The sequence below is a fragment of the Desulfovibrio cuneatus DSM 11391 genome (assembly GCF_000430005.1).
In the GTDB taxonomy this organism is placed as follows: domain Bacteria; phylum Desulfobacterota; class Desulfovibrionia; order Desulfovibrionales; family Desulfovibrionaceae; genus Frigididesulfovibrio; species Frigididesulfovibrio cuneatus.
The window spans coordinates 1-26,316 of record NZ_AUCY01000037.1; the positions used below are offsets into that span (position 1 = coordinate 1).

Annotated in this window: 20 protein-coding genes and 1 other RNA gene; 8 read left to right on the forward strand and 13 right to left on the reverse strand. The window is 54.7% G+C overall.

The window, feature by feature from the left end:
* Nucleotides 1-176 precede the first annotated feature (176 nt).
* An RNA gene (ffs, locus tag G497_RS19850) (signal recognition particle sRNA small type) lies at nt 177-265 on the reverse strand.
* 167 nt (nt 266-432) lie between these two features.
* Here ffs and G497_RS0109890 point away from each other — a divergent pair.
* Nucleotides 433-1,536, forward strand: coding sequence for a glycosyltransferase (locus G497_RS0109890; protein ID WP_027188030.1), 1,104 nt, complete (start codon nt 433-435; stop codon nt 1,534-1,536).
* An 85-nt stretch (nt 1,537-1,621) separates the two neighbouring features.
* On the opposite strand, the gene rarD is transcribed toward G497_RS0109890, so the two are convergent.
* From rarD to G497_RS0109920, 5 genes are all read right to left on the reverse strand, one after another.
* Nucleotides 1,622-2,536 (reverse strand): EamA family transporter RarD, encoded by a 915-nt coding sequence (rarD, locus tag G497_RS0109895; protein WP_027188031.1) that lies wholly within the window; start codon nt 2,534-2,536, stop codon nt 1,622-1,624.
* A gap of 160 nt (nt 2,537-2,696) precedes the next feature.
* Nucleotides 2,697-3,251, reverse strand: coding sequence for a hypothetical protein (locus G497_RS0109900; RefSeq protein ID WP_027188032.1), 555 nt, complete (start codon nt 3,249-3,251; stop codon nt 2,697-2,699).
* A gap of 70 nt (nt 3,252-3,321) precedes the next feature.
* Nucleotides 3,322-3,789: a hypothetical protein gene (locus G497_RS19215; RefSeq protein ID WP_051258024.1), complete on the reverse strand. Its 468-nt coding sequence runs from the start codon at nt 3,787-3,789 to the stop codon at nt 3,322-3,324.
* Nucleotides 3,790-4,415: 626 nt separating this feature from the next.
* Nucleotides 4,416-5,351, reverse strand: coding sequence for a LysO family transporter (locus G497_RS20170; RefSeq protein ID WP_156908040.1), 936 nt, complete (start codon nt 5,349-5,351; stop codon nt 4,416-4,418).
* Between the two features lie 40 nt (nt 5,352-5,391).
* Nucleotides 5,392-6,819 (reverse strand): sigma-54-dependent transcriptional regulator, encoded by a 1,428-nt coding sequence (locus G497_RS0109920; protein WP_027188035.1) that lies wholly within the window; start codon nt 6,817-6,819, stop codon nt 5,392-5,394.
* Nucleotides 6,820-6,956: 137 nt separating this feature from the next.
* Here G497_RS0109920 and G497_RS0109925 point away from each other — a divergent pair, with 137 nt between their 5' ends.
* The 4 genes from G497_RS0109925 to G497_RS0109940 all read left to right on the forward strand — a co-directional run bounded on the left by G497_RS0109925 (nt 6,957) and on the right by G497_RS0109940 (nt 11,158).
* On the forward strand, nt 6,957-8,177 hold the full coding sequence (locus G497_RS0109925; protein WP_027188036.1) for a M24 family metallopeptidase: 1,221 nt from the start codon (nt 6,957-6,959) through the stop codon (nt 8,175-8,177).
* Between the two features lie 8 nt (nt 8,178-8,185).
* On the forward strand, nt 8,186-9,439 hold the full coding sequence (locus tag G497_RS0109930; protein ID WP_051258025.1) for an MFS transporter: 1,254 nt from the start codon (nt 8,186-8,188) through the stop codon (nt 9,437-9,439).
* Between the two features lie 253 nt (nt 9,440-9,692).
* Nucleotides 9,693-10,232, forward strand: coding sequence for an AmmeMemoRadiSam system protein A (amrA, locus tag G497_RS0109935; RefSeq protein WP_027188038.1), 540 nt, complete (start codon nt 9,693-9,695; stop codon nt 10,230-10,232).
* Nucleotides 10,232-11,158, forward strand: coding sequence for a radical SAM protein (locus G497_RS0109940; protein WP_084516178.1), 927 nt, complete (start codon nt 10,232-10,234; stop codon nt 11,156-11,158). The genes amrA and G497_RS0109940 overlap by 1 nt, the downstream gene beginning before the upstream one ends.
* Before the next feature lie 250 nt (nt 11,159-11,408).
* On the opposite strand, the gene G497_RS19220 is transcribed toward G497_RS0109940, so the two are convergent.
* From G497_RS19220 to G497_RS0109975, 5 genes are all read right to left on the reverse strand, one after another.
* A complete protein-coding gene (locus tag G497_RS19220; RefSeq protein WP_051258026.1) occupies nt 11,409-12,302 on the reverse strand; it encodes a FlgO family outer membrane protein in 894 nt (297 codons plus the stop codon).
* A 7-nt stretch (nt 12,303-12,309) separates the two neighbouring features.
* Nucleotides 12,310-12,942, reverse strand: a complete 633-nt coding sequence (locus G497_RS0109955) for a hypothetical protein (protein WP_027188040.1) — start codon at nt 12,940-12,942, stop codon at nt 12,310-12,312.
* A 435-nt stretch (nt 12,943-13,377) separates the two neighbouring features.
* Complete coding sequence (locus G497_RS19225) at nt 13,378-17,031, reverse strand: tetratricopeptide repeat protein (RefSeq protein WP_156908042.1); 3,654 nt, start codon at nt 17,029-17,031, stop codon at nt 13,378-13,380.
* A 324-nt stretch (nt 17,032-17,355) separates the two neighbouring features.
* Nucleotides 17,356-18,393: a sigma-54 interaction domain-containing protein gene (locus G497_RS0109970; RefSeq protein ID WP_027188041.1), complete on the reverse strand. Its 1,038-nt coding sequence runs from the start codon at nt 18,391-18,393 to the stop codon at nt 17,356-17,358.
* A gap of 384 nt (nt 18,394-18,777) precedes the next feature.
* A complete protein-coding gene (locus tag G497_RS0109975) occupies nt 18,778-19,884 on the reverse strand; it encodes a polysaccharide deacetylase family protein (RefSeq protein ID WP_034637468.1) in 1,107 nt (368 codons plus the stop codon).
* 256 nt (nt 19,885-20,140) lie between these two features.
* On the opposite strand from G497_RS0109975, the gene G497_RS0109980 reads away from it, so the two are divergent.
* From G497_RS0109980 to G497_RS17645, 3 genes are all read left to right on the forward strand, one after another.
* On the forward strand, nt 20,141-21,067 hold the full coding sequence (locus G497_RS0109980) for a DnaJ C-terminal domain-containing protein (RefSeq protein WP_027188043.1): 927 nt from the start codon (nt 20,141-20,143) through the stop codon (nt 21,065-21,067).
* Nucleotides 21,068-21,350: 283 nt separating this feature from the next.
* A complete protein-coding gene (locus G497_RS0109990; RefSeq protein WP_027188044.1) occupies nt 21,351-21,770 on the forward strand; it encodes a CBS domain-containing protein in 420 nt (139 codons plus the stop codon).
* A 308-nt stretch (nt 21,771-22,078) separates the two neighbouring features.
* The gene (locus tag G497_RS17645) at nt 22,079-23,548 is read left to right on the forward strand and encodes a M23 family metallopeptidase (protein ID WP_084516180.1); all 1,470 of its coding nucleotides are present in this window, start codon (nt 22,079-22,081) and stop codon (nt 23,546-23,548) included.
* Between the two features lie 213 nt (nt 23,549-23,761).
* Here the strand turns inward: G497_RS17645 and G497_RS0110000 are convergent, their stop codons facing one another.
* Nucleotides 23,762-24,850, reverse strand: a complete 1,089-nt coding sequence (locus tag G497_RS0110000) for a branched-chain amino acid aminotransferase (RefSeq protein ID WP_027188045.1) — start codon at nt 24,848-24,850, stop codon at nt 23,762-23,764.
* A gap of 187 nt (nt 24,851-25,037) precedes the next feature.
* Nucleotides 25,038-26,135, reverse strand: coding sequence for a branched-chain amino acid aminotransferase (locus G497_RS0110005; protein WP_027188046.1), 1,098 nt, complete (start codon nt 26,133-26,135; stop codon nt 25,038-25,040).
* Nucleotides 26,136-26,316 lie beyond the last annotated feature (181 nt).

Genomic DNA, 26,316 nt, shown 5'->3' on the forward strand with positions numbered 1-26,316 from the left:
GGAGAAAGGAAGACGGCAGTCGCGAGCATAGCGAGCCGTGGAGCGAGGGCGGAGGGAACAGACAGCTTTGCTGGCTGTTCATTTCAACGAAGCCCAAGCAGAAAAAAGTCGCCAAACGGAATAACTGAGCGTTTCCCTAAAACTACAAAAGCGCAAAGGATACCCTTTGCGCTTTTGTGAGTGAGCTGGACACCCGGCACTACCGTTACCGTTGCTTTCTTTCGAACCTGGCGGAATTGGCGGCGCAACCGCCGCCCAGCTCGAGAAAGGCTATACCCCCACACCGCGGCCCTGTCAAGCAACATGTGTTCATCAGGCTACGGGGTGCCTGCCACCCTACCCCTTGCCATTTGCCAGAAAGGCCCTCTTCCTGTACCATGCAGCTACCAAAACACATTGCCCCCTTTCCCCTTTAGCAGGAATTGCAGCATTATGCGGGTTGCCCTTGTTCATTATTGGCTTGTTACCATGCGCGGTGGTGAAAAAGTGCTGGAAGCCCTGTGCCGCATGTACCCCCAGGCAGATATTTTCACCCATGTGTATGTGCCGGAAGCTGTTTCTTCCACCATTCGCCAGCACAAGGTAACCACCTCGTTCATTCAGCGCCTGCCTTTTGCCAAAAAAGCCTACCAGCGCTACCTGCCCCTTATGCCCCTTGCCCTGGAACAGTTAGACCTGCGCGGCTACGACCTTGTCATCAGCACCGAATCTGGCCCGGCAAAAGGTGTGCTTACCAGCGCGGAAACAACACACATTTGCTACTGCCACACCCCCATGCGCTACCTGTGGGACTTTTACCAGGATTACCTTGAAGAAGCCGGGGCCTTTACCCGCTTTGCCATGCGCCCCCTTACCCACTACCTGCGCATGTGGGACGCCCTTTCCGCCCAGCGGGTAGACCACTTTATTGCCAACTCCCACAACGTGGCCCGCCGCATTCGCAAGCATTACCGCCGGGAAAGTACCGTTATTTACCCCCCTGTGGATGTTTCTGCCTTTACCCCGCCACAAGGGCACTATGCCCCGCCACAAGACTACTACCTTTACCTTGGGCAGCTTGTGGGCTATAAGCGGGCCGACCTGGCCGTGGCAGCCTGCACCCGCATGAACCGCCGCCTGCTGGTAATGGGGGAAGGCCCGGAACTAAAGCGCCTGCAACAAATGGCTGGCCCCAGCATAGAATTTTTAGGCAGGCAACCTGCCCCTGTTATACACGAAAAAATGCAGCAGTGCCGCGCCTTGCTCTTTCCGGGGGAAGAAGATTTTGGCATTGTCCCACTGGAAGCCGCGGCCGCAGGCAGGCCTGTTATTGCCTATGGCAAGGGCGGCGCCATGGAAACGGTTGTGCATGGCACCACCGGGCTGCATTTTGCCCGGCAAACGGAAGAAGCCCTGTGCGAGGCCATGGAAGCGTTTGAAGCAAACGAGGCCTCTTTTATTCCGGCCGCCCTCACCGCCCATGCCGCCAGTTTTTCCACAGAGCGCTTCCAACAGGAAATTAGCGCCATGGTAGACATAGCTATGGCCAAACAATAAACAAGACAAATGCCATAGTCTCCACCTAGTCAAAGAGCAGCAGGCAGCATAATAAAGCCCCCTTGAGTATTCAAGGGGGCTTACCTTATTTCTGTACGCTGTGTGCGGCTTGCTTTCTATGCTGGCGCAAACTCTCCCAAGAATACAGGCCAATGGCTGCCCAGATGCAGGCAAAGGTCACCAGTTCTTCCACATGCAATGGTTCATGCAGCACAAACACCCCAAGCAAAAACACGGTGCTGGGAGCCAGGTACTGCAAAAGCCCCAAAGTGGTCAGCTTGATATTGCGGGCAGCAAAGGTAAACAGCAGTAACGGCACGGTGGTAACAACACCCAGCAGCACAAAAAGCATGTGAGTATAGCCTGTGGCATGGCCAAAACTGCCTGAACCTTCCCACCATAACCACACAGCATACACCAGAGCCGGGGGAAGCAACACAAAGGTCTCCACCAGCAGGGCAGGCACTGTTTCCACAAGCATTGTTTTGCGCAGCGCACCATACATTGCAAAGGAAACCCCAAGCCCCAAGGCCACAAAGGGGAAGGCCCCCAACGCCACAACCTGGTACCCCACCCCGAAAAAGGCAAGGGCAATGGCACACCAGGCAAGGGGGCTGGCCTTTTCACCAAACAAAAAACGCCCTATCAACACGTTTAGCAACGGGTTAATAAAGTACCCAAGGCTTGTGGCAAGCACGTGCCCATTGTTCACAGCCCAAATGTACAAAAGCCAGTTGCCCCCCAGCAGGGCGCTGCTGCACGCCAGCAGGCCAAGGTGTTTGGGCTGGTGCAAAATAAGCCACACCTTGCCCAGCTCTTTCGTGGCCAGCAACCAGCACAGCAAAAACACAAACGACCAAAGAATACGGTGGACCACTATTTCAATGGAAGAAATAGTCACAAGCTCCAGCCAGAAAAGTGGCATGAACCCCCACCCGAGAAAAGCCAGAACACCGGCAAGCACCCCGCGTGCCGCAGGTGTTTGTGGAAAAGACAGCATAAAAACCTCTTGCCCGGCTTGTACAGGTTGCCGCGTGCAGGAAATAGGACAAAAGCCGTTTACAAGCAAAAAAACTGGCAGGCCAAGCGCACAGCGCCAGCCTGCCAGTTGTGCATAACTATCAAATTCCAATGGCTCATTGGAGCTTGGCTCTAAAAAATTACGCAGGGAAGGAGCGGGCAAAAAGCGCCGTAATGGCTTTTTGGCCATTTTCTTCTAAAAAGCGGGTGCCGGTTGCAGTAAAGTGGCGTGCCGTAATGCGCGGTGCTTCCACCTGTGCCCACACTTCTTTTTCCCACTTGAACCAGCCATCTTTTTCCTGGTCAAACACATACAGGGGTTTATTGCAGATTTTTGCAAACTCTGCCCCCCAGCCTGTGCCACCCTTTACGGTGTTGTCTGGCAGAATAACCCCCACCACAAACACTTCTGCACCGCTGGTAACCTGCCAGCAAATGGACTGCAATACTTTGCGGAACAAGGGGGCACGGGTAAATTCACGGCTCATGATACGCGAAACATAGGTAAGGCTCACATCTTTCAGGGCAAGCTCTTCATTGGTCAGCACACGCACCCCGCGTTGGCGTTCCATTTGGTGCCCGTCAAAACTGAAGTTCACTTCTTCCACGCCATGCTGCTGCGCTGCTTGCCCGAAAAACGATTCTGTTCCTGCCGCACCACCGCTAAACAAGGTGCATTCTTCTGCTTTCAGCATTATAGCCTCCGCGTGTTTTGGCCCTTGTGGCCGGGTTACTGCTTATTATGCAACAAAGGCGCGTGCTGTTCTACTTATGCTGCACCCGCACATATTGTTTTCCCATGCCAATAATACGCACTTCATCACCGCGAATAAAGTATTCCGCGCCGCCAATAACAATCACAAGGAAGCGGCCATTTTCCAGTTCCACGGTAATTTCTGTGGCCTCATAGGTTTTTGAGGCCAGTTCAGCCCCGCCAGAGACAAGTAACCCTGCCCCGGCCCCCACAATACCCCCGGTGGTACCATTCACAACAGCCCCCACCACACCCCCTGCCACGCCGCCCATCAAAGGGCCTAGCAGGTCTGGGTCCTGGGTTATTTTAACTGTTGCGACATTGGCCACTGTGCCAAAATAAACGCCTTCGGCCTGGCGCACTTCGTCGTCATTATAACTTTTATTGCTTGCGTTGCAACCTGCCAGCAAGGCCAGGCAAGCAACACACATGGTAAGCACATGAGCAACACGGCGCAGTGAAATAGAAAAAATGGGCATGAACGATTCTCCTGGGGTAAGGGAAGTACCGAATACGGTTCTCCAGGGAAACGCTGATTTATTCCGTTTGGCGGCGTTGCTTCATTTTTTTTGAAACAGTCGAGGACGAAAGAGTTGACTCGGCCCTTCCTTGGCCTCGGCCTTCGGCTCCCGCCCTTTGGGCGGTTCCCAATTCCGCTATCCTGCGAAATTGTCACTCCTGCTTCAAAAAAAGCTTGCGCCTTGCCAAACGAAATAACTACGCGTTTCCAAAATGGCAATTAATCAGTGGTTCTCCAGGCATGCGCTTGTGCCTAGGCAGACCAGGACACAAGGAAGCATTAAGTACAAAGGGTGGACAACCACTATGGTTTTGGTTTGGTACGCAATAACCAGCGTTGCCTTACTGTTGTGTATAGCGAACAAGCCTGCCATCTGGCAAGCAGGGCTGACGGTTTTCCCAGTATTTCTTTGCAGATATTACCTGAAAAAACCAGCACACCCCGCAAAGAACCTTACCAAGTGCACCGCAAAAACAAGAAAAAGTGTTTCTTTATAACACGATACGATAGAAACCCTGTGCACTACGCACGCCAGTTCCCGGCAGAGAGTAAACCAAGGGTTAGCGAGCTTTTCCCTAAAGCCTGTTACAGGCTAAGCAAAAACGCCACAACAAATGGCACCCATAAGGAAAGCAGCATGCCGGAAAACACCGCCACCACCACAAACTGTTCTCCGGAAAAGCGGGAGATAACCGGCAGGCAGGTGTCCATGGCCGTTGCCCCGGCTACCCCAACCGGCGCAAGCCTGCTCACATAACGGGCCAGCAGTTGCGCAGTCAAAATGCCCAAAAGCTCACGGAAAATATTGGCCAGCAAGGCAATGGAAGCAAGGGCCGGGTGCCCGGCTTCACCAATCATAATGCTGGAAAGGCTGTAGTACCCAAACCCGGCCCCCACCAAAAGTGCCTGCAACACGCCCACCTGGGGCAGCACAAGCCCAGCCACCACTGCCCCGGTGGCTGTGCCCCCCACAATGAGCAGGGGCACCAACAGCAGCTTGCCATGCATGCGGCGCAGTAGCAAAAACACCTCAATGGCACCGCCAAGGCCCATGCCCACGGTAAATACCAAAAGCCACAGGGCATATTCAGCCAGGGTGTCGTTGGCCAGCCAGGGGGGCACTACCCCAAGCCGCCCCAGCACGATGCCACTGGAAAACAGCGCCAAAATGCGCACCGTGCCCATAAAGGGCGAACCACCCGCTGTGGCACTTTCCGTGCTCTTTTGTTCTGCTTCAGGAAAGCGCAACCAGCCACCGCACCGTTCTGCCCCCCACAACCACAGCACACTGCCAGCAGCGCAGCACAGGGCAAGCACCAAGGCTGTGCCACCAAATTCCGGCAAACGGGCAAACAGGGCCGCGTCGCTACCCAGTTTTGCCCCCAGCACAAACAACAGCACATACACCGCCAGCATGCTGGAAGTGTCTGCCCTGCGCAAAACCCCCGGCCTGTGCCGTAATGAAAAACCACATGCCATGCCAGCAAGCAGAAAAAAGAGAATGGGAAGGATGGCACTCATACGAAATTCTTTCTCCAGTACCCAAAAGGGGAAAACAGGGCTATTCCTTGCCCATGCCGTACTTGTCAATTTTTGCCAGCAATGTGGGGCGGGAAAGCCCCAGCATACGCGCCGTGCGGGAGCGGTTCCCCTCACACAGGCGCAGGGCTTCACGCACCACCCGCGCCCCTACATCGTCCATAATGGCATCAAAAATATTGCCCTCTCTATAGGTTTCCAGAAAATGGCGTACATATTCTTCCAGCATCAGGGCCGGGGTGTTCGCCAAGGCGCTGCCCTGGAACCTGCCCCCTTCGAGCCCCTTGCCTGCCAGCGCCCGTTCCACATCTACAGCATCAATAACGCCGCCCTGAGTAAAAATAAGCAACTGCTGCATAAGGTTGCGTAACTCACGCACGTTACCGGGCCAGGAATGCCCGGTGAGTAATGCCAGGGCTTGCTGCGTCAATTCCGGGGGGCGCACTTCCATTTCCCTGGCAAAGGCTGCCAGGCAATGCCGGGCCAGCATGGGCACATCTTCCCCCCGTTCGCGCAGGGGGGGCAGGTGCAGGCTCACCACATTCAGGCGGTAAAACAGATCTTCACGAAAGCGCCCGGCGGCCACGGCTTCTTCCAGGTTGCGGTTGGTGGCGGCAAGAATACGCACGTCCACGTTCACCGTTTCCCGCCCGCCAAGGCGTTCAATTTGCCTCTCTTGCAACAGCCGCAGCAGTTTTGCCTGCACGCCAATGGGAATATCGCCAATTTCATCCAGAAACACGGTACCGCCTGAGGCCTGCTCTATTTTTCCCACCCGGCGGTGTACGGCCCCGGTAAAGGCCCCGCGCTCATACCCGAACAACTCACTTTCCAGCAATGTTTCCGGTATGGCCACGCAGTTGATAATCAGAAACGGCCTGTTGCTGCGGGCACTGTGCTGGTAAAGGGCGCGGGCCACCAGTTCCTTCCCCGTGCCCGATTCACCCCGCAACAACACCAGGGCGTCGGTGTGGGCCACACGTCCAATGGATTTATACAGCTCCTGCATGGCCCGGCTGGTACCCACCAGTTGTTCGGCCTGCTCCTCGTCACTTGCAACGTTCAGGCCCACTTGCTGGCGCATTTTACGCCCGGCTTCCAGGGCTGTGGCAAGCTGTTCCAGCACGTGGGGAATGTCAAAGGGCTTCATCACATAATCAAAGGCACCCTGCTTTGTGGCCTCAATGGCAAATTCTGTGGTGCTATAAGCCGTCATGATAATAACAGGCAGGCGCGGTTCCAGTTCATGCAGGGCGCGCAAGGCTGTCAGCCCGTCCATGCCCGGCATACGCACGTCCATAATCACGGCATCAGGCAACGCTTCCTTGGCAAGGCGCAACGCCACTTCCCCGGTGGAAGCGGCACGCACGGTGTAGCCTTCCGCCACCAGAAGGTTTTCAAAGCTGTCACGCAATTGGTCATCGTCATCAACCAGAAGCACATTTTTCATGTGAGCCTGTCTTGCAAAAAGGTACAGAGTTGCTTAAGCAAATGGTACAGGGCGGCACCACCGCCCGAAACGTACCAACAATGCGCCGGAAAGGCAATTTTTCGCCGCACAACCTGCTTTTTTTCCTGGGAACTACCATGACTACCCACCCACACCCCTTTTCCCTTGAAGAACTCCACACGCGCCATGCTGCCTGCAAGAAACTGCTGGGCAGCCTTGTGCCACAGGCCCAAGGTTTTTTGGCCTTCAGCCGCGTAAGCATTTACTACCTTTCCGGCACCATGGCCAACGCCACATTCTGGTTACCCCTGGAAGGCGACCCGGTACTGTTTGTGCGCAAAAGTGTGGAGCGTGCCCACATGGAAAGCCCGTTGCCCGGCATTGTACCTTACCGCTCGTTTGGTGATATTTATGCCTATTTACAAGGCACAGGCCTGCCCACCCACATTGCCTGTGAAAAAAGCATGCTGCCTTGGAGCATGGCAGAAAACCTGATTAAACGCATGCCCGGCATACACCTGCTGGCGGGGGACGCTGTAATGCACCAGGCCCGTGCCAGCAAAACCGCCCTGGAACTAGGCCTTATGCGCCACGCCGGGGCCATGCACCACAAGGGCATTTGCCACATACTGCCCCAGCGCATGCGCCCAGGCATGACAGAGCGGGCCATTGCCGTGCTCATATCAGACATATTCCTGAACCTTGGGCACGACGGCACATCCCGCATGGCCGCCTTTGGGGAAGAAGCTGTGCTGGGGCACATTTCTGCCGGGGAAAACGGCAACTACCCCAGCCACTTCAATGGGCCACTGGGGCTTTGCGGCATACACCCTGCCGCACCCTTCATGGGGAGCGAGGCAACCGTGTGGCAGCCCAACACCCTGTTAAGCATAGACACTGGTTTTTCCTGCCAGGGCTACCAAACAGACAAAACCCAGATATTTTTCAGCGGGCCGGAAAAAAAACTGCCCAGCCAGGTGAAGGAAGCCCACGCCTTGTGCCTTGCCATTGAACAGGAAGCCGCTGCCATGCTGCGGCCAGGGGCCATTCCGGCAGAAATTTACGCCAAAGCCCTGCGCATGGCGGAAGAAGGTGGCTTTGCCCAGGGGTTTATGGGCCTTGGGGGCAACCATGTGCCCTTTTTGGGGCACGGCATAGGCCTTGCCGTGGACGAATGGCCTGTGCTGGCCACGGGGTTTGAAGTGCCCCTGCCCCACGGCCTGACCATGGCCATTGAACCTAAAATCGGTATTCCCGGCGTGGGCATGGTGGGCAGTGAAAATACCTATGAACTCACGGAAAATGGCGGGGGGCCCCTTTCAGGTGGGCCAAAAGCCATTATTTGCCTGGAAGAATAGCAGCCACCATGAAAGGCACCCCCACCCAGCAGGCAGCACACCAAAACAACGCTGAAGCAACAGCACCCAACGCATCGCCCAACACATCACCCAATCCCCCCTTTGAAGTGCTGCTTCCTGAAGAACGCAAGGTGTTACTTCTGGCAGTGGTGTGTACGTGCTGCATGGTGCTGGGGGTTAGCAGTATCATGCCGTTGCTTCCCATGCTGGCAGAGCACTTTCAGGTATCCATTCCTCTGGTCAGCCTGCTGATTATTGCCTTTACCCTGCCGGGCATTTTCTTTACCCCCCTTGCCGGGGTGCTGGCAGACAAATACGGCCGAAAAACCGTGCTGGTGCCTTCCATTTTACTGTTTTCCCTGGCTGGCGGGGCCTGTGCCCTTGCCCCGAATTTTACTGTGCTGGTGGTCTTGCGTTTCATGCAAGGTATTGGGGCTGCTTCCTTTGGCATGCTCAATGCCACCATTCTTGGCGACACCTTTGCTGGCAACCGCCTTTCCCGGTACATGGGCTGGAACATGGCCCTGCTCAGCATATGCACTGCCCTGTTCCCGGCCCTGGGGGGCGTGTTGGGCCAACTGGACTGGCGGTTGCCTTTTGCCCTGCCCGTGCTGGCCTTGCCCGGTGTATGGGTAACCCTGCGCACCCCTTTGCGCGGGGCTGGCCCTGCAAGGCCTTTTATGACCTACCTTGCAGGCATGTTCCGGGCAGGGGCCGCCCCTTCCACCCGGCGTTTATTGCTCATGACATTCCTCACCTTCACCATACTATACGGCCCCATCATTACCTGCTTTCCCGTACTGGCCCATGTGCGGTTTGAAGCCCCCCCGGCTTTGATTGGTGCCCTGCTTACCCTTTCCTCCCTGGGTACTGGGCTTGCTTCCTGGCGTTTTGGGGCGCTTACCACCCGCTTTTCATTTGTGCGCCTGCTGCTTGCCAGCCAAGTGTGCTACCTTGTGGCCCTTTTTGCCATTCCCGTTATGCCCACCATGCTCGCCCTTCTGCCCGTGCTTATGCTTTATGGGATTGGGCAGGGGCTGAACATACCCAGCATCCAGTCTGCCCTGATGGCCTGCGCCCCGCCGGAAGGCAGAGCTTCCATTATGGCCCTGAATGGTATGCTGCTGCGCCTTGGACAAACGGTTTCACCCTTTCTCTTCAGTCTCCTGGCAGATGGCGTTCACCTGAATGCCCCCTTCCTGGCGGCCGCCCTTATTCCCCTGGCCATGCTGGCACTCACCCGCGGCATGAGCAGGGAATGAGAACGCGGGGAAGGGCCAGCATAAGGAATTATGTTCAAAAATCCAGCGCTTGGCAGGTGGCAACCGTATTGGTACAGTGCCTTGTCATGCATTCGTGCATATTTTAAACGGATGCGGCAAAAATAAGGTTACGTGGAATCTGGTGGAAAAGCATGAAATGGTGTATACCGCAAGAAAGGGTACGTTTTACCGCTACTGTTATGCTTTACGCGCTGTCAAACGGAATAACTGAGCATTTCCCCAGGAGGTTTTTATGCCCCACCCATACCCTACCCTGGCCCGTCATGTTGTACGGCAACATCTTGTTCGGCGTGAGTTGCCCATGGCAGAAGCCGCAGCCCGCGAACTGGGGCCAGAAGCCCCCTTGTGGCATGAGGCCAAGGCCTGCTTTGTTTCCATAAAAACCGCCACAGGGGAATTACGCGGCTGCATGGGCACCTTTATGCCCACCCAGCCTGCCCTGGGCAGGGAAATTGCCGCCAACGCCCTGCTTGCTGCCATAAAAGACCCGCGCTTCCCCCCCATTACCCTGAACGAGCTGGACAGCCTGCAATTTTCAGTGGATGTGCTGACCCTGCCGGAACCTGTTGCCGACATTACCACCCTGGACCCACAGCGCTTTGGCGTGATTGTAACCAAGGACGGGCACCGCGGCTTGCTGCTGCCTGCCCTGGAAAGCGTAACCAGCGTAGAGCAGCAACTTTCCATTGCCGCAAGCAAGGCAGGGCTGCCGGGCTGGCAAGGGGCAGATATACAACGGTTTGAAGTGCAACGGTTTACGGAGAAAGACTAATGTTCCCCGCACGCTGGTGGCAGCCCCTGCAACAGCAGGCAACCCAACGCCTTGAAGGAACAAGCCCCACTCCCCCTTCCATAAAGTGCGGGCTGTGCGTACATGGCTGTACCCTGCCCCCTGGGGCCTGGGGCCGCTGCAAGGCACGGCGCAATGAGAATGGCGCCCTGGTTTCCCCCTACCTAGGGCGGTTTTGTTCCCTGGCGGCAGACCCCATGGAAAAAAAGCCCCTGTACCACTTCATGCCCGGCACGTTCATTCTTTCCCTGGGTAGCATTGGCTGCACCATGTGCTGCCCGTTTTGCCAAAACCACACCATTGCCCAGCCTGCGTCCAAGGCGGCCCTGCCCCCCTTGAGTGCCCTGACCCCGGAAAAACTGGTGGTGCTTGCCCAGCACCACAACCTGCCTTCCGTTGCTTACACCTACAATGAACCCACGTTGCAGGCTGAATATATTCTGGAAGCAGGCCCACTACTGCGTGAAGCACACATTGCCGCTGTAATGGTGACCAATGGCATGATGTCTGCCCCGATGCTGGCAGAACTGCTGCCCGTTGTGGATGCGTTCAATTTTGACGTAAAAACATTCAATGCCAAGCAATATACCCGCCTTGGGGGTAACCTTGCCCATGTGCAACAATCTGTTACCGCTGCCCTTGCCGCTGGCAGGCACGTGGAACTAACCCACCTTGTGGTGCCGGGTATAAGCGACAGCATGGAAGAATTCGCCGCCCTGGTGCAGTGGGTGGCAAGCCTTTCCCCCGCCATACCCTTGCATATTTCGCGCTATTCCCCGGCCCACACCTACACCGCCCCCAGTACCCCGCTGGAAACGTTGCAAGCCATGCACCAGCACGCCAGTTCCGTGCTGCGCCATGTGCACGTTGGCAATGTGCCACCTTCCGCCAGACCGCAAAAGCAATAAACGCCATTAGGCACTCCCCAGCAACAACAAACCGGAAGCGGCACACTCCTGCCACTTCCGGTTTACTAGAGCATTTCAACTTTGAAATGCTCTGTGGACGCGCAGCGAACACTCGCGAAGCGTGTCGTTTTATTCTATTATCACCTTGGGTTTTGTTGAGTTGCCCATGTGTATTGCGGAAAATGAATACAACTTTTCAAAGTTAAAAGGCTCTAGTTTTGGCTTCCTTTTACGGAAGAACAGCCCTCTATTATTTCGCTGTGCTGGGGGCTTTACGCAATTCTTCGGGGCAGGGGTCCACCACGGCTGCCGGGGCTGGGGCTTGTACAGCAGCAGGAGCCGTAGCGTGTGTTGTTGCCTGGGCTACAGGCTGGGTGCGCTTGGCGGCAGGGCGCCGGGCAGCAGCTTTTTTACCGGAAGAACGGGCAACAGGCCTGCCCGCGGAAGCGCTTGCCGCAGGTTGCCTTACTGTGGAATTTGCAGGCAATGCGGGACGGCTGCCAAAGGCAGGGCCACGGCTGGCAAAATGTTCCCACACTGCAACATTATTCTGCCGGTTACCCTGCCGGAGCAGAACCATGGCGTCTTCAGAATACGGAATAAAATATTCATAGGCGGCAATAACAGCGCTGTCTGAAAGGCGCACAACCCGGGCTGAAACAAAAATGTTGGCGTCGGTTGGGGAATACATGCCAAGCAGCACGGCATGGGCATTGTGTTCCTGGGCCATAAGGCGGGAAGCTTCCCTGGTGAGCATAATTTCCCCTTGGGCGGGGTTAATACGCATGCCGTCGCCCAGGCGCATTTCTGTTACACGAAAGCCGTGTTGCCCAAGGCGGGAAGACACCTGCTGCATACTGGTGCGCCCAAACGGGGAAGATTGTTCGGTATTTTCCATTTCCACAAAAGAGGCCACCAAAATACCATTGCTTGCGTCAACGCGCTTCAGTAGCATGGCAGCCAATGCGTCGCCAGCAAAGGTATTGGCAGTAAGCATGGCAGAACCAGGAGGCGGGTCCACCGGCATGGCCTGGGGCAGTGGCCCAGGAGGGGTGTTTGCAATGGTACTGGCGCAGCCGCCAAGGGCCACAAGGGATACCAGCAAAAAAGCCGTTGCCAGAAAAGGGGAAGAAGGAGCGTTCATAGCGGGCTTACCTGCTCATTACTTTCACGGTGCGTGTGGTGTCTGCCTGGCTGTCTGCCGGGCGTGGGCTGGCGTACAGGGCCCAATCCGCATCGTTGATGTAATAGGTGTTGGAAATGTGCATTACATAGCGGTTATTATGTGTGAGCCGGGTGGTCACAATAACTTCATGGTCGGAAGGACGTGTGTATGTGCCTGTTACCAGCGTTATTACCCCCATACCAATGTCCAGCAGGGAAGGAATAAGACTGTAACGGGAAGAATCATGCAGCACCACCTGCACCGTAAAATCAAGAATTACACCGTCTGGCTCCGGCATGGCGGAAACCTGCATACCGCGCGTTGTCAGGCGGGTGCGCAGCAAGGTTTCAAAGGCCATGGGAAAGGGCCTGTCGTTGGGGCGGCGCACATACACAGGTTTGGTAATAATATCCGAACGCTGCAAATAGGCGTTAAATACGCGGGCAGCAACAGCATCGGCCACAGTGTCCCAATGGTCAACAGCCTGAATACGCTGCTGGCTATAAAGGGGGGGGCGTGTTGCCACAGGAACGCCACGGCTGCCGCACCCCGCCAAAAACAGGCTGCTGCCAAGCAATATTCCCACAAGGAACAATGTGGCAAGATGTGTTTTTTTCATAGAAAGCGCCTCTTGCATAGCTCATATATTCTCATCACCCGCACAAGGGTGCAGGCTTCCACTAGCCTACTCTTCGGCACAATGTGGCAGATACTTTAGGAACCGTTGATTTATTCCGCTTGGCTTTGCTATTCACCTTGACCAATGGCACGCAAACACGAGAAGGCAAATGGAGAGAAGGTATTGTAAGAATACCCAAGCTCCCCCCCCCATAAAAAACAACACCCACCCCATACATGCGCATGAGGTGGGCGGTAATTCACGCGTTGTAAAATTAGGGAAGCACGGATTACACGACATTTTGGAAACGCGCAGTTATTTCGTTTGGCAAGGCACGAGTTTTTTTTGAAGCAGGAGTGGACTCTTCCGTCCTCGACTGTTTCAAAAAAAGTGAAGTAACGCGGCCAAACGGAATAAATCAGCGTTTCCTTAAAGTTACCTGCCTGTGGGCGAATACTTGGCAGCATTCTCCCGCAGAGCATCTTCCTTCAGCTCCCGGGCGGCAGTTTTTCCATACACACTGTCCGGGGCAGATTTGGCAAGGTTCGTCAGCATGGTGCGCCACTGTTCTTCATTGCCCTGGCGCTTGAAAATGCGGGCCATACGGTATTCCACCCCAAGGCGAGCCGGGTCGTTTGGCTCAAGCATGGCAAGGGAACGCTGGGCATAATCCAGGGCTTCCACAAGCCTTCCGGCAGTTTCTGCAATATCCATAAGCGAGCCAAGCTGGCTGCGCACTTTGCCAAGGTCTGCCTGGTTGGGGGAAGATTCCACCAGCGCATTCAAGCGGGTAAGGGCGTCCTGCCCAAGCAGGTAAGCCTTTTCCAGCTTCTTTTCCCGTTCAGCCGCTTTTGCCAAAAAGTAGCTGGCATAGGCCATTTGCTGTTCCGGCAATTTTGCAGCGGTATGCAATTTTTCCCACAAGGGGGCAGCCGTTTCGCTTTCGTCCAAGTTTTCCGCAGCAATTGCCAGGGCAAAATCCAGTTGGGTTTGCGTTTCCGGCGTAAGTTCCCACATGGCAACCTGGTCTGCCACCTGGCGCACTGCCGCCCACTGCTCTGCTTGCAGGTAAATGCTCACGGCAAGGTTCAGGGCAAGTTCAGAATACTTTGGCACCTTGTTACCCAAAAAGAAGGGGTCGATGGTTTCCAACGCTTCATTCAGGCGACCGTCTTTTTCAAAACTAGCAGCCAGGGCAATGCGGCTTTCAGGAGAGAGTATTTCTTCTTGCCCCTGCAAAATGGGGTAGCGTGCCCAAATCTCACGCATACGGCCAAAGCGGCCATCCACCATGCTTTCAGCGGCCATAGTGGCAAAAGCTTTCAAGGCAACTTCTTTCATTTTGGGCGCCAGTTCGCTTTTGGGGAACTGTTCCATAAACTCTGTGGCCGTATCCAGTGTGGCTGTGTAGTCTTTCTTCCACAAGTGCCACATGGCTATTTTCAGTTTTGCCAGGGGGGCCAAGTCACTTTTGGGGTGGTCTGTCACTATGGAAGTATAGACGTCCAAGGGACTTACATCAAAAGGCTGTTCAAACACAGCAAACATGCCAGCAATGGTGGGGGCATCTGTAATGGCAGATTCCGCCAAGCGCATTTTGGCAATAAGGCCCCCGTCTTTATCAGGAAAGCGGGTAACGCTGTCGTGGTAGGCCTGCTCTGCCGCCTTTTTCTGGCGCATCATGCTATACACATCGCCAATGCGGGTCAGAATAACGTCTGTTTCATCCCCTTGCGGCGCAATGTTAACATACAGCCAGTAATAGCGTAGGGCCGTGTCCAGGTGGTTCAGGCGGAAGGCCACATCACCCATCATATTCAGGAATGGGGGGTAATCCAGGTAGAAGCGTGGCCAGCGTTTTTCGATATATTCCACAATTTCATAGGCTTGCTTGAAATACCCCAAACGATAGAAGGAACGTGCCAACCCCAGGGCAGCTTCCCTGGCAAAACGGCTGTTGGGGTACTTTTGCAGCACAAACTGAAACTGGTCGGCCGCACGGGAAATATCACCCTTGTTATAGTAGTAGTCGCCCCAGTAGTAATAGGTCAGGGGCACGTTTTCATCTTCCGGGAACTGCTTGCGCAGCATGGAAAACCGCGCTTCCGCTTCAGGAATATTCCCAAGCTTCAGGCTCATATAGCCAAGGCGCAGCAGGGCCCCGGCATTGCGCAAGGAAGCCTGGTTAAAGTTCATGGCCCGGCGGGTTGCTTCGGCAATGGAAAAATAATTGGTTTTAAAGTCGTTCTGGCTCTGGGCAAACAGGATTTCAGCCCGCAGGTGCAGGGCTTCTTCCCTGTGGGCCTCTGTGAGGTTGCTTTGGGGCAGCAATGCTTCCACTTTTGCCAGTGCTTCGGGGTATTTTTGCCCCAGCAGGGCTTCACGCACTTCCGGCAACACTACTTCCGGGTCCAGCGGGGGGGCCACAGGGTTGCCCTGCTCGTCCACATACTGAACCGGAGCTTCTTCTGCCGCTACAGTTGCGTTACCAGCAGGGCCAGTTGGCTGTGCTGTTGTGCCGGGCTGTGTTGCGGGTACAGCAGGGGCACTGGCTGTTGCAGGGGCCGCGCCAGAGCTTGGCGGCACGGCCACGGGGGCAGAGGCCACAGGGGGCGTTGCAGGTGCCGAAGCAGACGGGCCAGCAGGAGAAACAGGGGCTGGCGCAGCGGGCGCTACTGGTGCAGGCGTGGTGGAAGCCACCCCGCCAACGCCTTCACCCTGTACAGCGCCAGAGGGTGCAGAAGCCTGAGGGAGGGCTGGTGCTTCAACGCCATCCTCTCCCTTCAGGTTAATACGTGCCCGGTAACTTAACCCTGGGCCTGCCAGCACTGCACTGCCAATGGGCAGGTGGGCGTCGTCCATGCCAAAGTACGGATTCTGGTTTGGGGGGGGCACCGGGAGAGGTATTCCGGAAGAGACAGCCTGGGCAGTAGGCTGGGCTGCGACTTGCGGTACAGCCACGGCTTGGGGCTGGGCTGTTGCAGGGGCTACAGGGGCCGGGCTAACAGCAGGCTGGGCAGTAGGTGTTTGCGGCACAGGCTGTTGCCCCGCAGGGGCTTGGGCTGCTTGCATGGCAGGCGGTGCAGGCACTGCCTGTGGCAACACCTGGGGAGCCGCCGCGGCCTGAGGTATTTTTGTTGCAGGGTCTGCCGCAGGGGAAGTGGCAGCAGAACTGGCAATAGCTATGCCCAGGCTGCCCGCTTCCAGGGTGGGGGAGGTAGGGGCAGCAAAAGGAGAGGCAGGCTGCATGGTGGGCACCGCCAAAGGCGGTTCATTGGCAGCAGGGGCAACAGGTGCCGGGGCTACTCCTTCCATACCGGGCAACGGCTGTGGCAAGGGGGCCGTGCGGGCAGAAGTTTCCCTGTTGCCATTTAAAAAAGCTGGCACAGGTGGGGCTGCCGGTTCCACTTTGGCGGCTGGAACAGGGGCTGGTACCGGGGCTGGTACAGGTGCTGGTACAGGGGCTGGAACAGGTGCGACACTGGCTACCGGGGGGGTGGAAGCCTGGGCAGCAGCAGGCGCAGGGGCAGGCGGTGCATCCTGGGGGGGTGCGGGCGGTGCAGCAGCCGGGGGAGCGGCCTGTGACACAGGGGCAGCTGCTTGCTGGCTTTCAGCCGCGGCAGCGCGTTGGGCAGCCTCCACAGCAGAAGGGGGAGGCAATTCCGTGGTGGGCACTACCGTGCTGGAAGGCTTCCAGCGTGCACCCAAGGCGTCTGGAAAAATATCAATAACCACCCGGTGTTGCTTACGTTCTGTTACCACAAAACCAAAAGCCGGGGTTTGGGTATGCAATGCCAAGGCATTGCCAAGCACCGAAGTGTTTTTGAACAAGCGTGCTTCAGCAGGCGTTTGTTCCTGTAGCAGGGCCGAAGGGACTTCCGTAAAAGGCACCACAAGCGCTGTGGGGTCGATACGCGCCACATTGCCTGCAATACCGTCGCTAGCGTTCAGGGTTATAATAATTCGTTCCTTGGTGCCCTGTTGCTGCCATTCAAACGTGGCTGCCAGGGCAAAGGAAGGTAAAAGCAGCCAGACGCATGCCGCTGCGGCAAGAGACCGGCGCAAACCGGCAAAAAAAGAACATTTCACGCCTGACCCCATGCAAGTTCCGTGCTATACATTCAAGAACACCTCATCTTTGCTGGCTCATTGCAAGGATTGTTGCAGAACTCATCGGCAAAGCCAAGCATATCAATAGGTCTTTATGCCACGGCCTGACAATTGTTTTCTTCATTGGTTCCTTGCTCACAATAGTGTCCTGCTCTCTCTTCATTCTCTCCTGTGCATGGCACAAAAAAGAGAGACACAAAAAGAGGTGATTGTAAAAAACTAGCGACACATTACGCGGGGCAATTCTGCAAGAAAAACGGCCCAATGCTGCCTGGGTTGGACACAAAGCAGCATTAGCTTACTCTATTCCATATGCCGTTTTTTCAATTTTTCAATGAGCGTGGTGCGCTTGATCCCCAAAATTTCAGCAGCCTGGTTTTTCACACCATCTGCCTGGCGCAGGGCCTCAAGTAACAACCGTTCTTCCGCCGTATCCAGAAATTCTTTCAGGCCAAGGCCTTTCCCCTGAAGGTCGGCAATGGTGGGCCAGGCAAAGCCCCCTGCATGGGCCATTGCAGGCTGGCTGGGCGCTACCGCAACCCGTGGGGGTGGCAATTCACCAATGTCACCCACCTGGGAAAGAATTTTTTCAGGAATATCATCCAGTTCCACCGCATCGCCATCGCACAGAATGGAAAGGCGCTCTGCCAGGTTTTCCAGTTCTCGCACGTTTCCGGGCCAGGTGTAAGCGTCCAGAACGCGTTGCACAGTAGAGCTGAGGTGCAGGATTTTACGCTTCTTTTTCTCGCAAAACACCCGCAAAAAATGGCTTACCAGCAGGAGAACATCGTCACCTCGGTTACGCAGGGCAGGCAAGTGCAGGGGAATGACGTTGAGGCGGTAAAACAAGTCTTCCCGGAAACGCCCCAGGGCCACTTCTTCTTCCAGGTTGCGGTTAGTTGCCGCCACAACGCGCACATCAACCTTACGCACCCCCTGGCCCCCAACCCGTTCAATTTCTCGTTCTTGCAGTACTCGTAAAATTTTTACCTGTAAGAGAAGGTCCATTTCCCCTATTTCATCCAGAAAAACCGTGCCGCCATCGGCCATTTCAAACCGCCCCGGGCGTGTTTTTATGGCGTGGGTAAAGGCCCCTTTTTCATGACCAAACAGTTCAGATTCAAGGAGTTCTTTGGGAATTGCCCCGCAGTTGATGGGTACAAACGGCTTGTCTTTACGCAGGCTTTGGGTATGCAAGGCCCGAACAATCAGCTCTTTGCCTGTACCAGATTCACCGGTAACAAGCACGGTACTGTCAGTGGGCGCCACCTTTTTCAGCGTGCGGAATACCTCTGTCAGCGAGGTACTTTGCCCTATTATACCTATTTCTTCTGCGTCCATTCCTCCCCCCTTGCCCAAAAAGAGCATCTGCCCTTCACCAATTGCCACATGGCAGGCTATATAGATTTGATTACTGCAGAAAAGGCAGTATGCTGAGAAAACAAGGAATTACACGTTTTCCTTGGTGCTGTAAGCATGTATCGTTCTTCACAAGGGTATGTCAATTTTATGACTCACTGTCAAGTATTTTCCTGCAACCGTTTTGTGTAAAACGACATTACAGGGCAGTATGATAGCTGAATGTTGCTCGAAGGAAACACTGTATCCCCCTCCAAGAGTACTTACTATGGAGTAAAAGGAGAAGGGCAGACACCCTGGGCAGAATCCACCCACATGTTGTGTATGTCTCCCTCAGGAACAGCATGGTGCATGGGCGCAAACACACTACAGGCGCATACGGGCATAGAGTTCGCCAATCCAGGGGCGGGCATACACCTGCAAGCGGGAAACCAGCCATGCTCCGTTTTTGCGGTTATAGACCTTAAAACGGCGTATAGCCCTGGCTTTTCCTGGGGGGTTACCACCTGGTGAAGTGATGTGAAAGGCTTCATACCCAGCTTCAAGGGCAAGGCGTTCTGCCATGGGGCTGCCAAACCCCCAGGGCCAACAAAGGGTACGCACCTTTTCCCCCAGAATGGCTTCCAGGTCTTGTTTTCCCCCTGCCAGTTCTTCCCACAGGCGGTCTTGCATTTCCGCGTCTGTTTCAAAGCGGCCCATGCGCCCGGCAAAACTGTTCACCAGTTGCTGCAAGTCCCCCCTGCCAGCGGACGTTTGAAAAAAAGCATGGGCAGCGGCTTTTTCCTGGGGCACAAGCTGCTTTATTTTTTCCAGCATATCTTCACAGGGCAAAAACGCCCGGTTGGTAAACCCGGTTTTTGCCTTGAAGTTGGGCATACCCCAAATGTCGCCGTAAGCAGTTATATAAAAGGTACGCGACTGCTCCGCAGGTTCCACAAACCCTGTATATTCTTCCCCCAAAAAAACACTGCGGTGGTAGCGGCTGTGCCCGGCAACGGCAAGTACCCCGGCTTTATGCATGGCGTGCACTTCTGCCTTGTTACAAAACACATCTGTGCGGGTGGGCAGGCCAAGGGCATCTGGCTGTACAGGGTCATGCAGTTCAGTAAGGGGGGGCACATTGCCTGCCAGGGCGTCTTCAAGGCTGTAACGCGGCGCACTGGCTTCTGCCAGGCGGGCAGTAACAGCAAACATCACCCCTTTGTGCCCATAGCGTTGCAGCACAGGCATGGCATAGGCGTAATTGTCCAGGTAGCCGTCATCAAAGGTAATAAGAGCCGATTTGACAGGGAGTGGTTCACCGTCTATGAAATAGGCTTCAGCTTCTGCAAGGCTCACCCCGCGCCAGCCATGTTCCTGCATTGTGCGGCACTGTTCTTCAAAAACAGCGGGGGGCACAGTAATCGTATTAACAGAATTGTTGATATAATGGTGCATCAGCACTGGCAGGCTTTTGGCGTGGCCGCGTGGCATGGGTAACTCCTTAGGGAAACACCCCCCGTGTATATTTGGGTGGTGCAGGCGGGAAGGGCCAAAAGCAGTTGCAAACACTACGCAGAAAAAAGAGTCCCTACGCAGGAGCATAAAAAAATGGGAAATACCCCAAAAAAGGCCCAGGTGAACAAAAAAGAGACCATCCGTATAGGGGATAGGCGTTTATGTTTCCTTGACTTTTAGCAGAGGGCCATTACATCTGCAAGTAAAACATACTATTATTGGGGACTGCCACATGAGTGTTGCCTATAAAGACTACTACAAAATACTAGGGGTTTCTCGCACAGCCACGCCTGAGGAAATTCAAAAGGCTTACAAAAAGCTGGCTCGCAAGTTTCACCCAGACCTGAACAAAGATAACAAAGATGCCGAAGAACGCTTCAAGGAAGTGAATGAAGCCAATGAAGTGTTGAAAGATGCGGAAAAACGCAAACTGTACGACCAACTGGGCCCGAACTACCAGCATGGCCAGCAATTCCAGAACCCGCATGGCTTTCAAGGGGGCAGGGGGTATGCCGGGGCCGATTTTGGTGGTTCTGGTTTCAGCGACTTTTTTGAAACCCTGTTTGGCGGCGGTTTTGGCGGCCAAGGATTTTCCTTTAACCAGGGGGGGCCGCAGTTTGCTGGTAACTTTGGCGGGTTTAACCAGGCTCCGGCAAAAGGACGCGATATAGAAAGCAGCCTGACCCTTTCCCTGGAAGAAGCCGTGGCAGGCGGCAAAAAAAGCATTAGCCTGCGCGGGCCGGAAGGGGCACGTTCCCTGGAAGTAACTATTCCGGCTGGCATTAAAAACGGGGCACGCATACGCTTGAACGGGCAGGGGGAAAAAGGCCAGGCAGGGGCAGGCAACCTTTACCTGCGCATTACCATTGCCAAGCACCCAGATTTTACCCTGGATGATGCCGACATTATTTACGACCTGCAACTGGCCCCATGGGACGCTGTGCTGGGATGCAAGGCCCGCATACCTACCCCTGCGGGTGCCGTGGAACTGACCATTCCGGCTGGCACTTCCAGCGGGAAGAAGTTGCGCCTGCGCGGGCGCGGCCTTGGCTCTGGCGCTGGCAAGGGCGACCTTTTGGTACATGTGCATGTTCAGGCGCCGGATTCCCTTACAGAACGGCAAAAAGAACTGTGGGAAGAACTGAAGGAACTGGGGTAAACACGCTTTCCTCCCTCTGTTTTGTGCTTCCTCAAGCCCCTGCTGCCCATTACAGCAGGGGCTTTATTCTGTTTTTCCTTTCTCACAAAAAACTATGGCAGCATTACCCCTTGCCTGCTGTACCATGCCCTGTTCTTGGGCTACACCTTGCCCTTCCTGCTATTTTGGCGTACAGAAAGAGAAATACAAGCAAAGCGGTTTGCATGTTTTTTGGGCAAACCGCAACGCAGCCAAAGCCTTGTGCGCCAGGCTGTAGCCCTGCTTCAAGGGCAAAGGAAACGCCATGCTTACCGTTGCAGAAATAATGAGCCACCAGCTTATCACCCTTTCCCCATTTGAATCTGTACAAACAGCACGCACCCTTATGGAACGGGCACGTATACGCCACCTGCCACTTGTCACAGATAATGGCCAGTTTGTTGGCATTGTGACCCAGCGTGATATTTTCCAGGTAGCCGTTTCTCAACTTGCCGACCTGCATGAAACAGAACAGGAAGCCATTGAAGCGGCCATTCCCCTGGAACGCATCATGCGCACTGAAATTCTTACCATTCCCCCCAGCTACCCGGTTACAGAAGCAGCCCGCCTGCTGCTGGCCCACAAGTTTGGCTGCCTGCCAGTGCTGGAACGCGGTGTGCTTAAAGGAATTTTAACAGAATCCGACTTTGTTTCCCTGGCGCTTTCACTGCTGTTGCAGTGTTAAGAAAACGCCGCTTTATTCCACTTGCCTGACAAAACTCTTTTGCCCTGCCTGCACTGCCCACGGGTACCAGGGAGGGCATTTAATTTCACGTTGCAGTTACCTTGGTGCCCACAAGCCCCATGCGGCAAGTAGGACACTCCTCTTGACAGGGGAGACAACCCCACCTATTGACATGAAGGCTTGGCAAGTGCACACAAGATGCCACCGAACAAAATATACTCCCTTAAAGATACCATACAACATGCAGCACCATGCTTGGCTGGTAACACTTCCCTCCACAGTTTATCATTTCAGGTAAAGGCACGCATATGAAGAGAAAGAGTCAGTTGGCGTACAGTGTTTTCCTCGCTATTGTGGTCTGCGCATGCATTGCGGCAGGGTACCTTTTTTTCAAAGACTCCACCCCCCCCACCATTGCGCTGCTCCCTGAAACTCAGGTTGTTTCCACCAGCATGCCCTTTACCCTGCAACTGCATGACGAAGGTTCCAGCGTAAAACGGGTTTCCATTGTAGCCAAATGGGGCGACCGCACCCTGCCTGTGCTGGAAGAAAATTTCCCTTCCGGTGCCAACACCCAGGAACTTGCCTTCAGCCTGAAAGATGTGGGCCTGAAAGACGGCACCCTGGAGCTGATTGTTACCGCCACAGACAGCGCCCGCTTTGGCATTGGCAACAGCCAAACAGTGCAACGCACCATTACTATTGACAATACCCCGCCGCGGGTTACCGTGAAAACCAGCCCCCCTAACGTGCGGCGCGGGGGCAGTGCCGCCATTTTATATTCCGTAAGCAAGGAAGTAAGCCAAACCGGGGTAAAGGCCAACGGACTGTTTTTCCCTGGGTTCCGGCAGGAAAATGGAGATTACCTGTGTTTTTTTGCCTTTCCCCACTTTGCCACCATGGAAAATTTTACCCCTGAACTGGTGGCCGTAGACGTGGCGGGCAACGCTCGCATCGTGCCCCTGACAGTGAACAAAATATTCCAGGAGTTCAAGAAGGACACCATTCCTGTTACCCAGAACTTTCTGGATAAAAAAAACGAAGAATTTCACAAAATTCTTCCCAGCACCTTGTCCCCCGTTGAGCATTTTATCGCCATTAACCGTGATGTACGCTTGGCAAACACCCAGGCACTTATGGAAATAGGCCGCCGCACCAGTGCCGATATTTTGTGGAAAGGCGCATTTCTTGCCCTGCCGCGTGGGGCTGTGCGTGCCCTGTTTGCCGAACACCGCACCTACATGTGGGAAGGCAAAGAAGTGGACCAGCAAACCCACCTAGGGTACGACCTTGCTTCCACTGCCAACGCGCCTGTGCCTGCGGCAAACTCTGGCAAGGTTGTGTTTGCCGGGTACCTGGGCATTTACGGCAACCTTGTGGTTATTGACCACGGCCTGGGGCTGCAAAGCCTTTACTCCCACCTGTATGAAATTCGGGCGACTGAAGGACAAACCGTAAACCGGGGTGACATTATTGGCCTTACAGGCATTTCAGGCATGGCCCTTGGGGACCACCTGCACTTTGGCATTCTTATGTCCGGGCTGGAAGTAGCCCCGCTGGAATGGCTGGACGCAGGCTGGATACGCGACAATATTATTAAACGGGTGAAAGAAGCAGGGGGGAACCTGCCTGCCTTTACCCTGCCTGCCAATGCCACAACAGGCGCTGCGGGTGCCACAGCCACAGGCAGTGCTGCTGCACAAGGCAAAAAAAAGAATGCTGCCAGGGAAAAAGCACAAGGGAAAAAGCAGGGCAAAACCAAAGAAAAAAGACGCTAACAAGGAACAAAGGCAACTACTGCCCTAAAGCAAAAAACGGCTGAAACAAGTTTCTTGCCGCGTACTCGGCGTAGGTGAGCAGCGCTCGCCCTTAAGTGACTATTGCAAGTGGTAAATGGCATAAGAAACCCCCGGCACAATGCCTGTTATGAAACAGAGCACGGTGCCGGGGGCTTTTATTTTACAGTGAAAAGGCGGGAACTTAGCGCTACCCTACTTTGCGTAGTGCGGAATCTTCATCAGCCAGCCTTCAGGGGCAGGGTGCTTTCCTGTTTGCATACCAGTGTACATTTCATACAGGGCACGGGTGTGCTTGCCAATGGCCCCATCACCCACGGTAATTTCTGTGCCATCTTCCAAAATGTATGTGCCTGCCGGGCTAATTACCGCAGCGGTGCCAAACCCGCCAGCTTCAATAATCTCGCCGGAACGCAGACCTTCCAGAAAATCCTTGAAGAGAATACGCTCCTGCCGGGCCTTGATTTTGCCCGCAGCAGCAAGTTCCAGCACAGAACGTGAGGTGATGGACTTCAAGATAGAGTTAGTGAATTCAGGAATAATAAACGTTCCATCCTTAAGCACATGGAAGTGGTTCATTATGCCGGCTTCTTCAATGTAGGTATTGCTGGCATCCAGGTACAGCACCTGCGCAGCCCCTTGGGAGCGGGCATAGTCGCCTGCACGCATGGAGGCAGCATAGTTGCCACCAGCTTTGGCGTTGCCTGTTCCGCCGGAAACCGCCCGGTGAAAACTGGTGCTGATGAGCAGCTTGATGGGCTTGGAAAAGCCCCCGGGATAATACGGCCCGCTGGGGGAAAGCATAATACAGTAGCGGTAGTTCACACTTGGGCGAATGGAAAGGGCGTCTTCCGTGGCGAACATGAAAGGCCGAATGTATATGGAACATTCATCTTCATGGGGGCAGAACGTGCGGTCCAAATCCATCAGGCGCAAGAAGCCTTCCACTTGCAACTCCACCGGAATGGGAGGCATTTGCAAAATAACAGCAGAATCGTTAAGACGCTCCGCATTTTTATCAAAGCGAAAGGCATATACGTCGCCATTGCCATGGCGAAAAGCCTTTCCCCCTTCAAACAGGGTTTGCCCGTAATGGAAGCACAAGGCACCTGGAGCTATGGAAAAGTCGGCATAAGGAACGATACGCGCGTCTTGCCATTCTCCATTTTTATAGTCCGCAACAAATATATGGTTTGTTCGTGCTGCACCAAACCCAAGGTTGTTTGAGTCTGCCACGGGCTGTTTACATTGACATTCAGGGCATAATTCATAACGGATGGTCATGGCCGGCTCCTCTTTTTCTAAAAAATTTCGCACAAGACTACGGCTGGGCCGCAAAACCTGCGATGTACTAATGCTGGGTTGGGCAAAGCCACCCGCACCCTCCACCCTCACTCCACGGCTCGCTATACGCGCAATTGCCGTTGGAATTCAAAGCTTACACCACCAGACGGAATAATGCAGCGTTTCCCTACCCCTCAGTGTGGGGGTAATGGGGCACCTTTTGCATCCATCCCTTGGGGGCTGGTGTGCTGCCACGCTGCATGCTGGTCATGTGTTCATACACAAAGCGAGAATGCTTGCCAATTTTCCCATCAGCCACAGTAATTTCCGTACCGTCTTCCAGCAAGTAGCTGCCCACAGGGCTAATTACCGCTGCTGTGCCTACACCGCCAGCTTCAATAATTTCACCGCTCTTGATACCGTCAATAAACTCGGCAATGGCTACTGGTTCTTGCCGGGCCTTAATAAGCCCCTGTTCAGCCAGTTCCAGCACTGAAACTGCGGTTATGGAGCGTAAAATGCTGTCGGTAAACGGCGGAATAATGAAGGTACCGTCTTTAAGCACGTGGAAGTGGTTCATGGCGCCAGCTTCTTCAATATGCGTGTTGGCCGTGTTCAGGTATAATACCTGTGAGGCGCCACTCTTTTTGGCAAACTGCCCGGCCCGTAAGGAAGCTGCGTAGTTGCCCCCGGCCTTGGAAGCCCCCATGCCCCCTGGGGCTGCACGGTGGAAACTGGTGCTGATAAGCAACTTTACCGGGCTTGAAAAGCCCCCGGTGTAATACGGCCCACTAGGGGAAAGGAACACACAGAACGTGTATTCATTGCTGGGGCGCACACCAAGGCAGTCTTCAGTGGCAAACATGAAGGGGCGGATATAGAGGGAAGACTCTGGCTGTGTGGGGCAAAAGTCTCTGTCTATGTCAATAAGGCGATGAATTGCTTCCAACTGCATGGCAGCATCAATTTGCGGCATGCACAAAACATCGGCAGAAAAGTTGAACCGTTCTGCGTTTTTGTCCAGCCTGAAGGTGTAAATTTCACCATCGGCGTGTTTAAAAGCCTTGGCACCTTCAAAAAAGTTTTGAGAATAGTGTAAACACATGGCTCCTGGCCCCATACACAAGGGGCCATAAGGCACAATGCGGGCATCTTGCCAAACTCCGTCTTTGTATTCGGCCAGAAACATATGGTTTGTGCGACGAATGCCAAACCCAAGTTCCTCACCCGGTGCGGGCTGCACTTTACGTGCGGCAGGCGCACACTGTTCATAACGGATCTTCATACAAAAAAACTCCCTGGCTAGATGTCGCACAAGCTACCCCACTTGCCCTATGGACGCTTTGGGGCTTTCTTGGTAAAATTCCTTTTTTCCAGCAAGTTGTCAATACGTCTGGCGCTGTAAAGCGTGCTTGGCCAGTATTTTCTCATAATACGCCCAGCATGTGCTTTTATTCACTACTTCA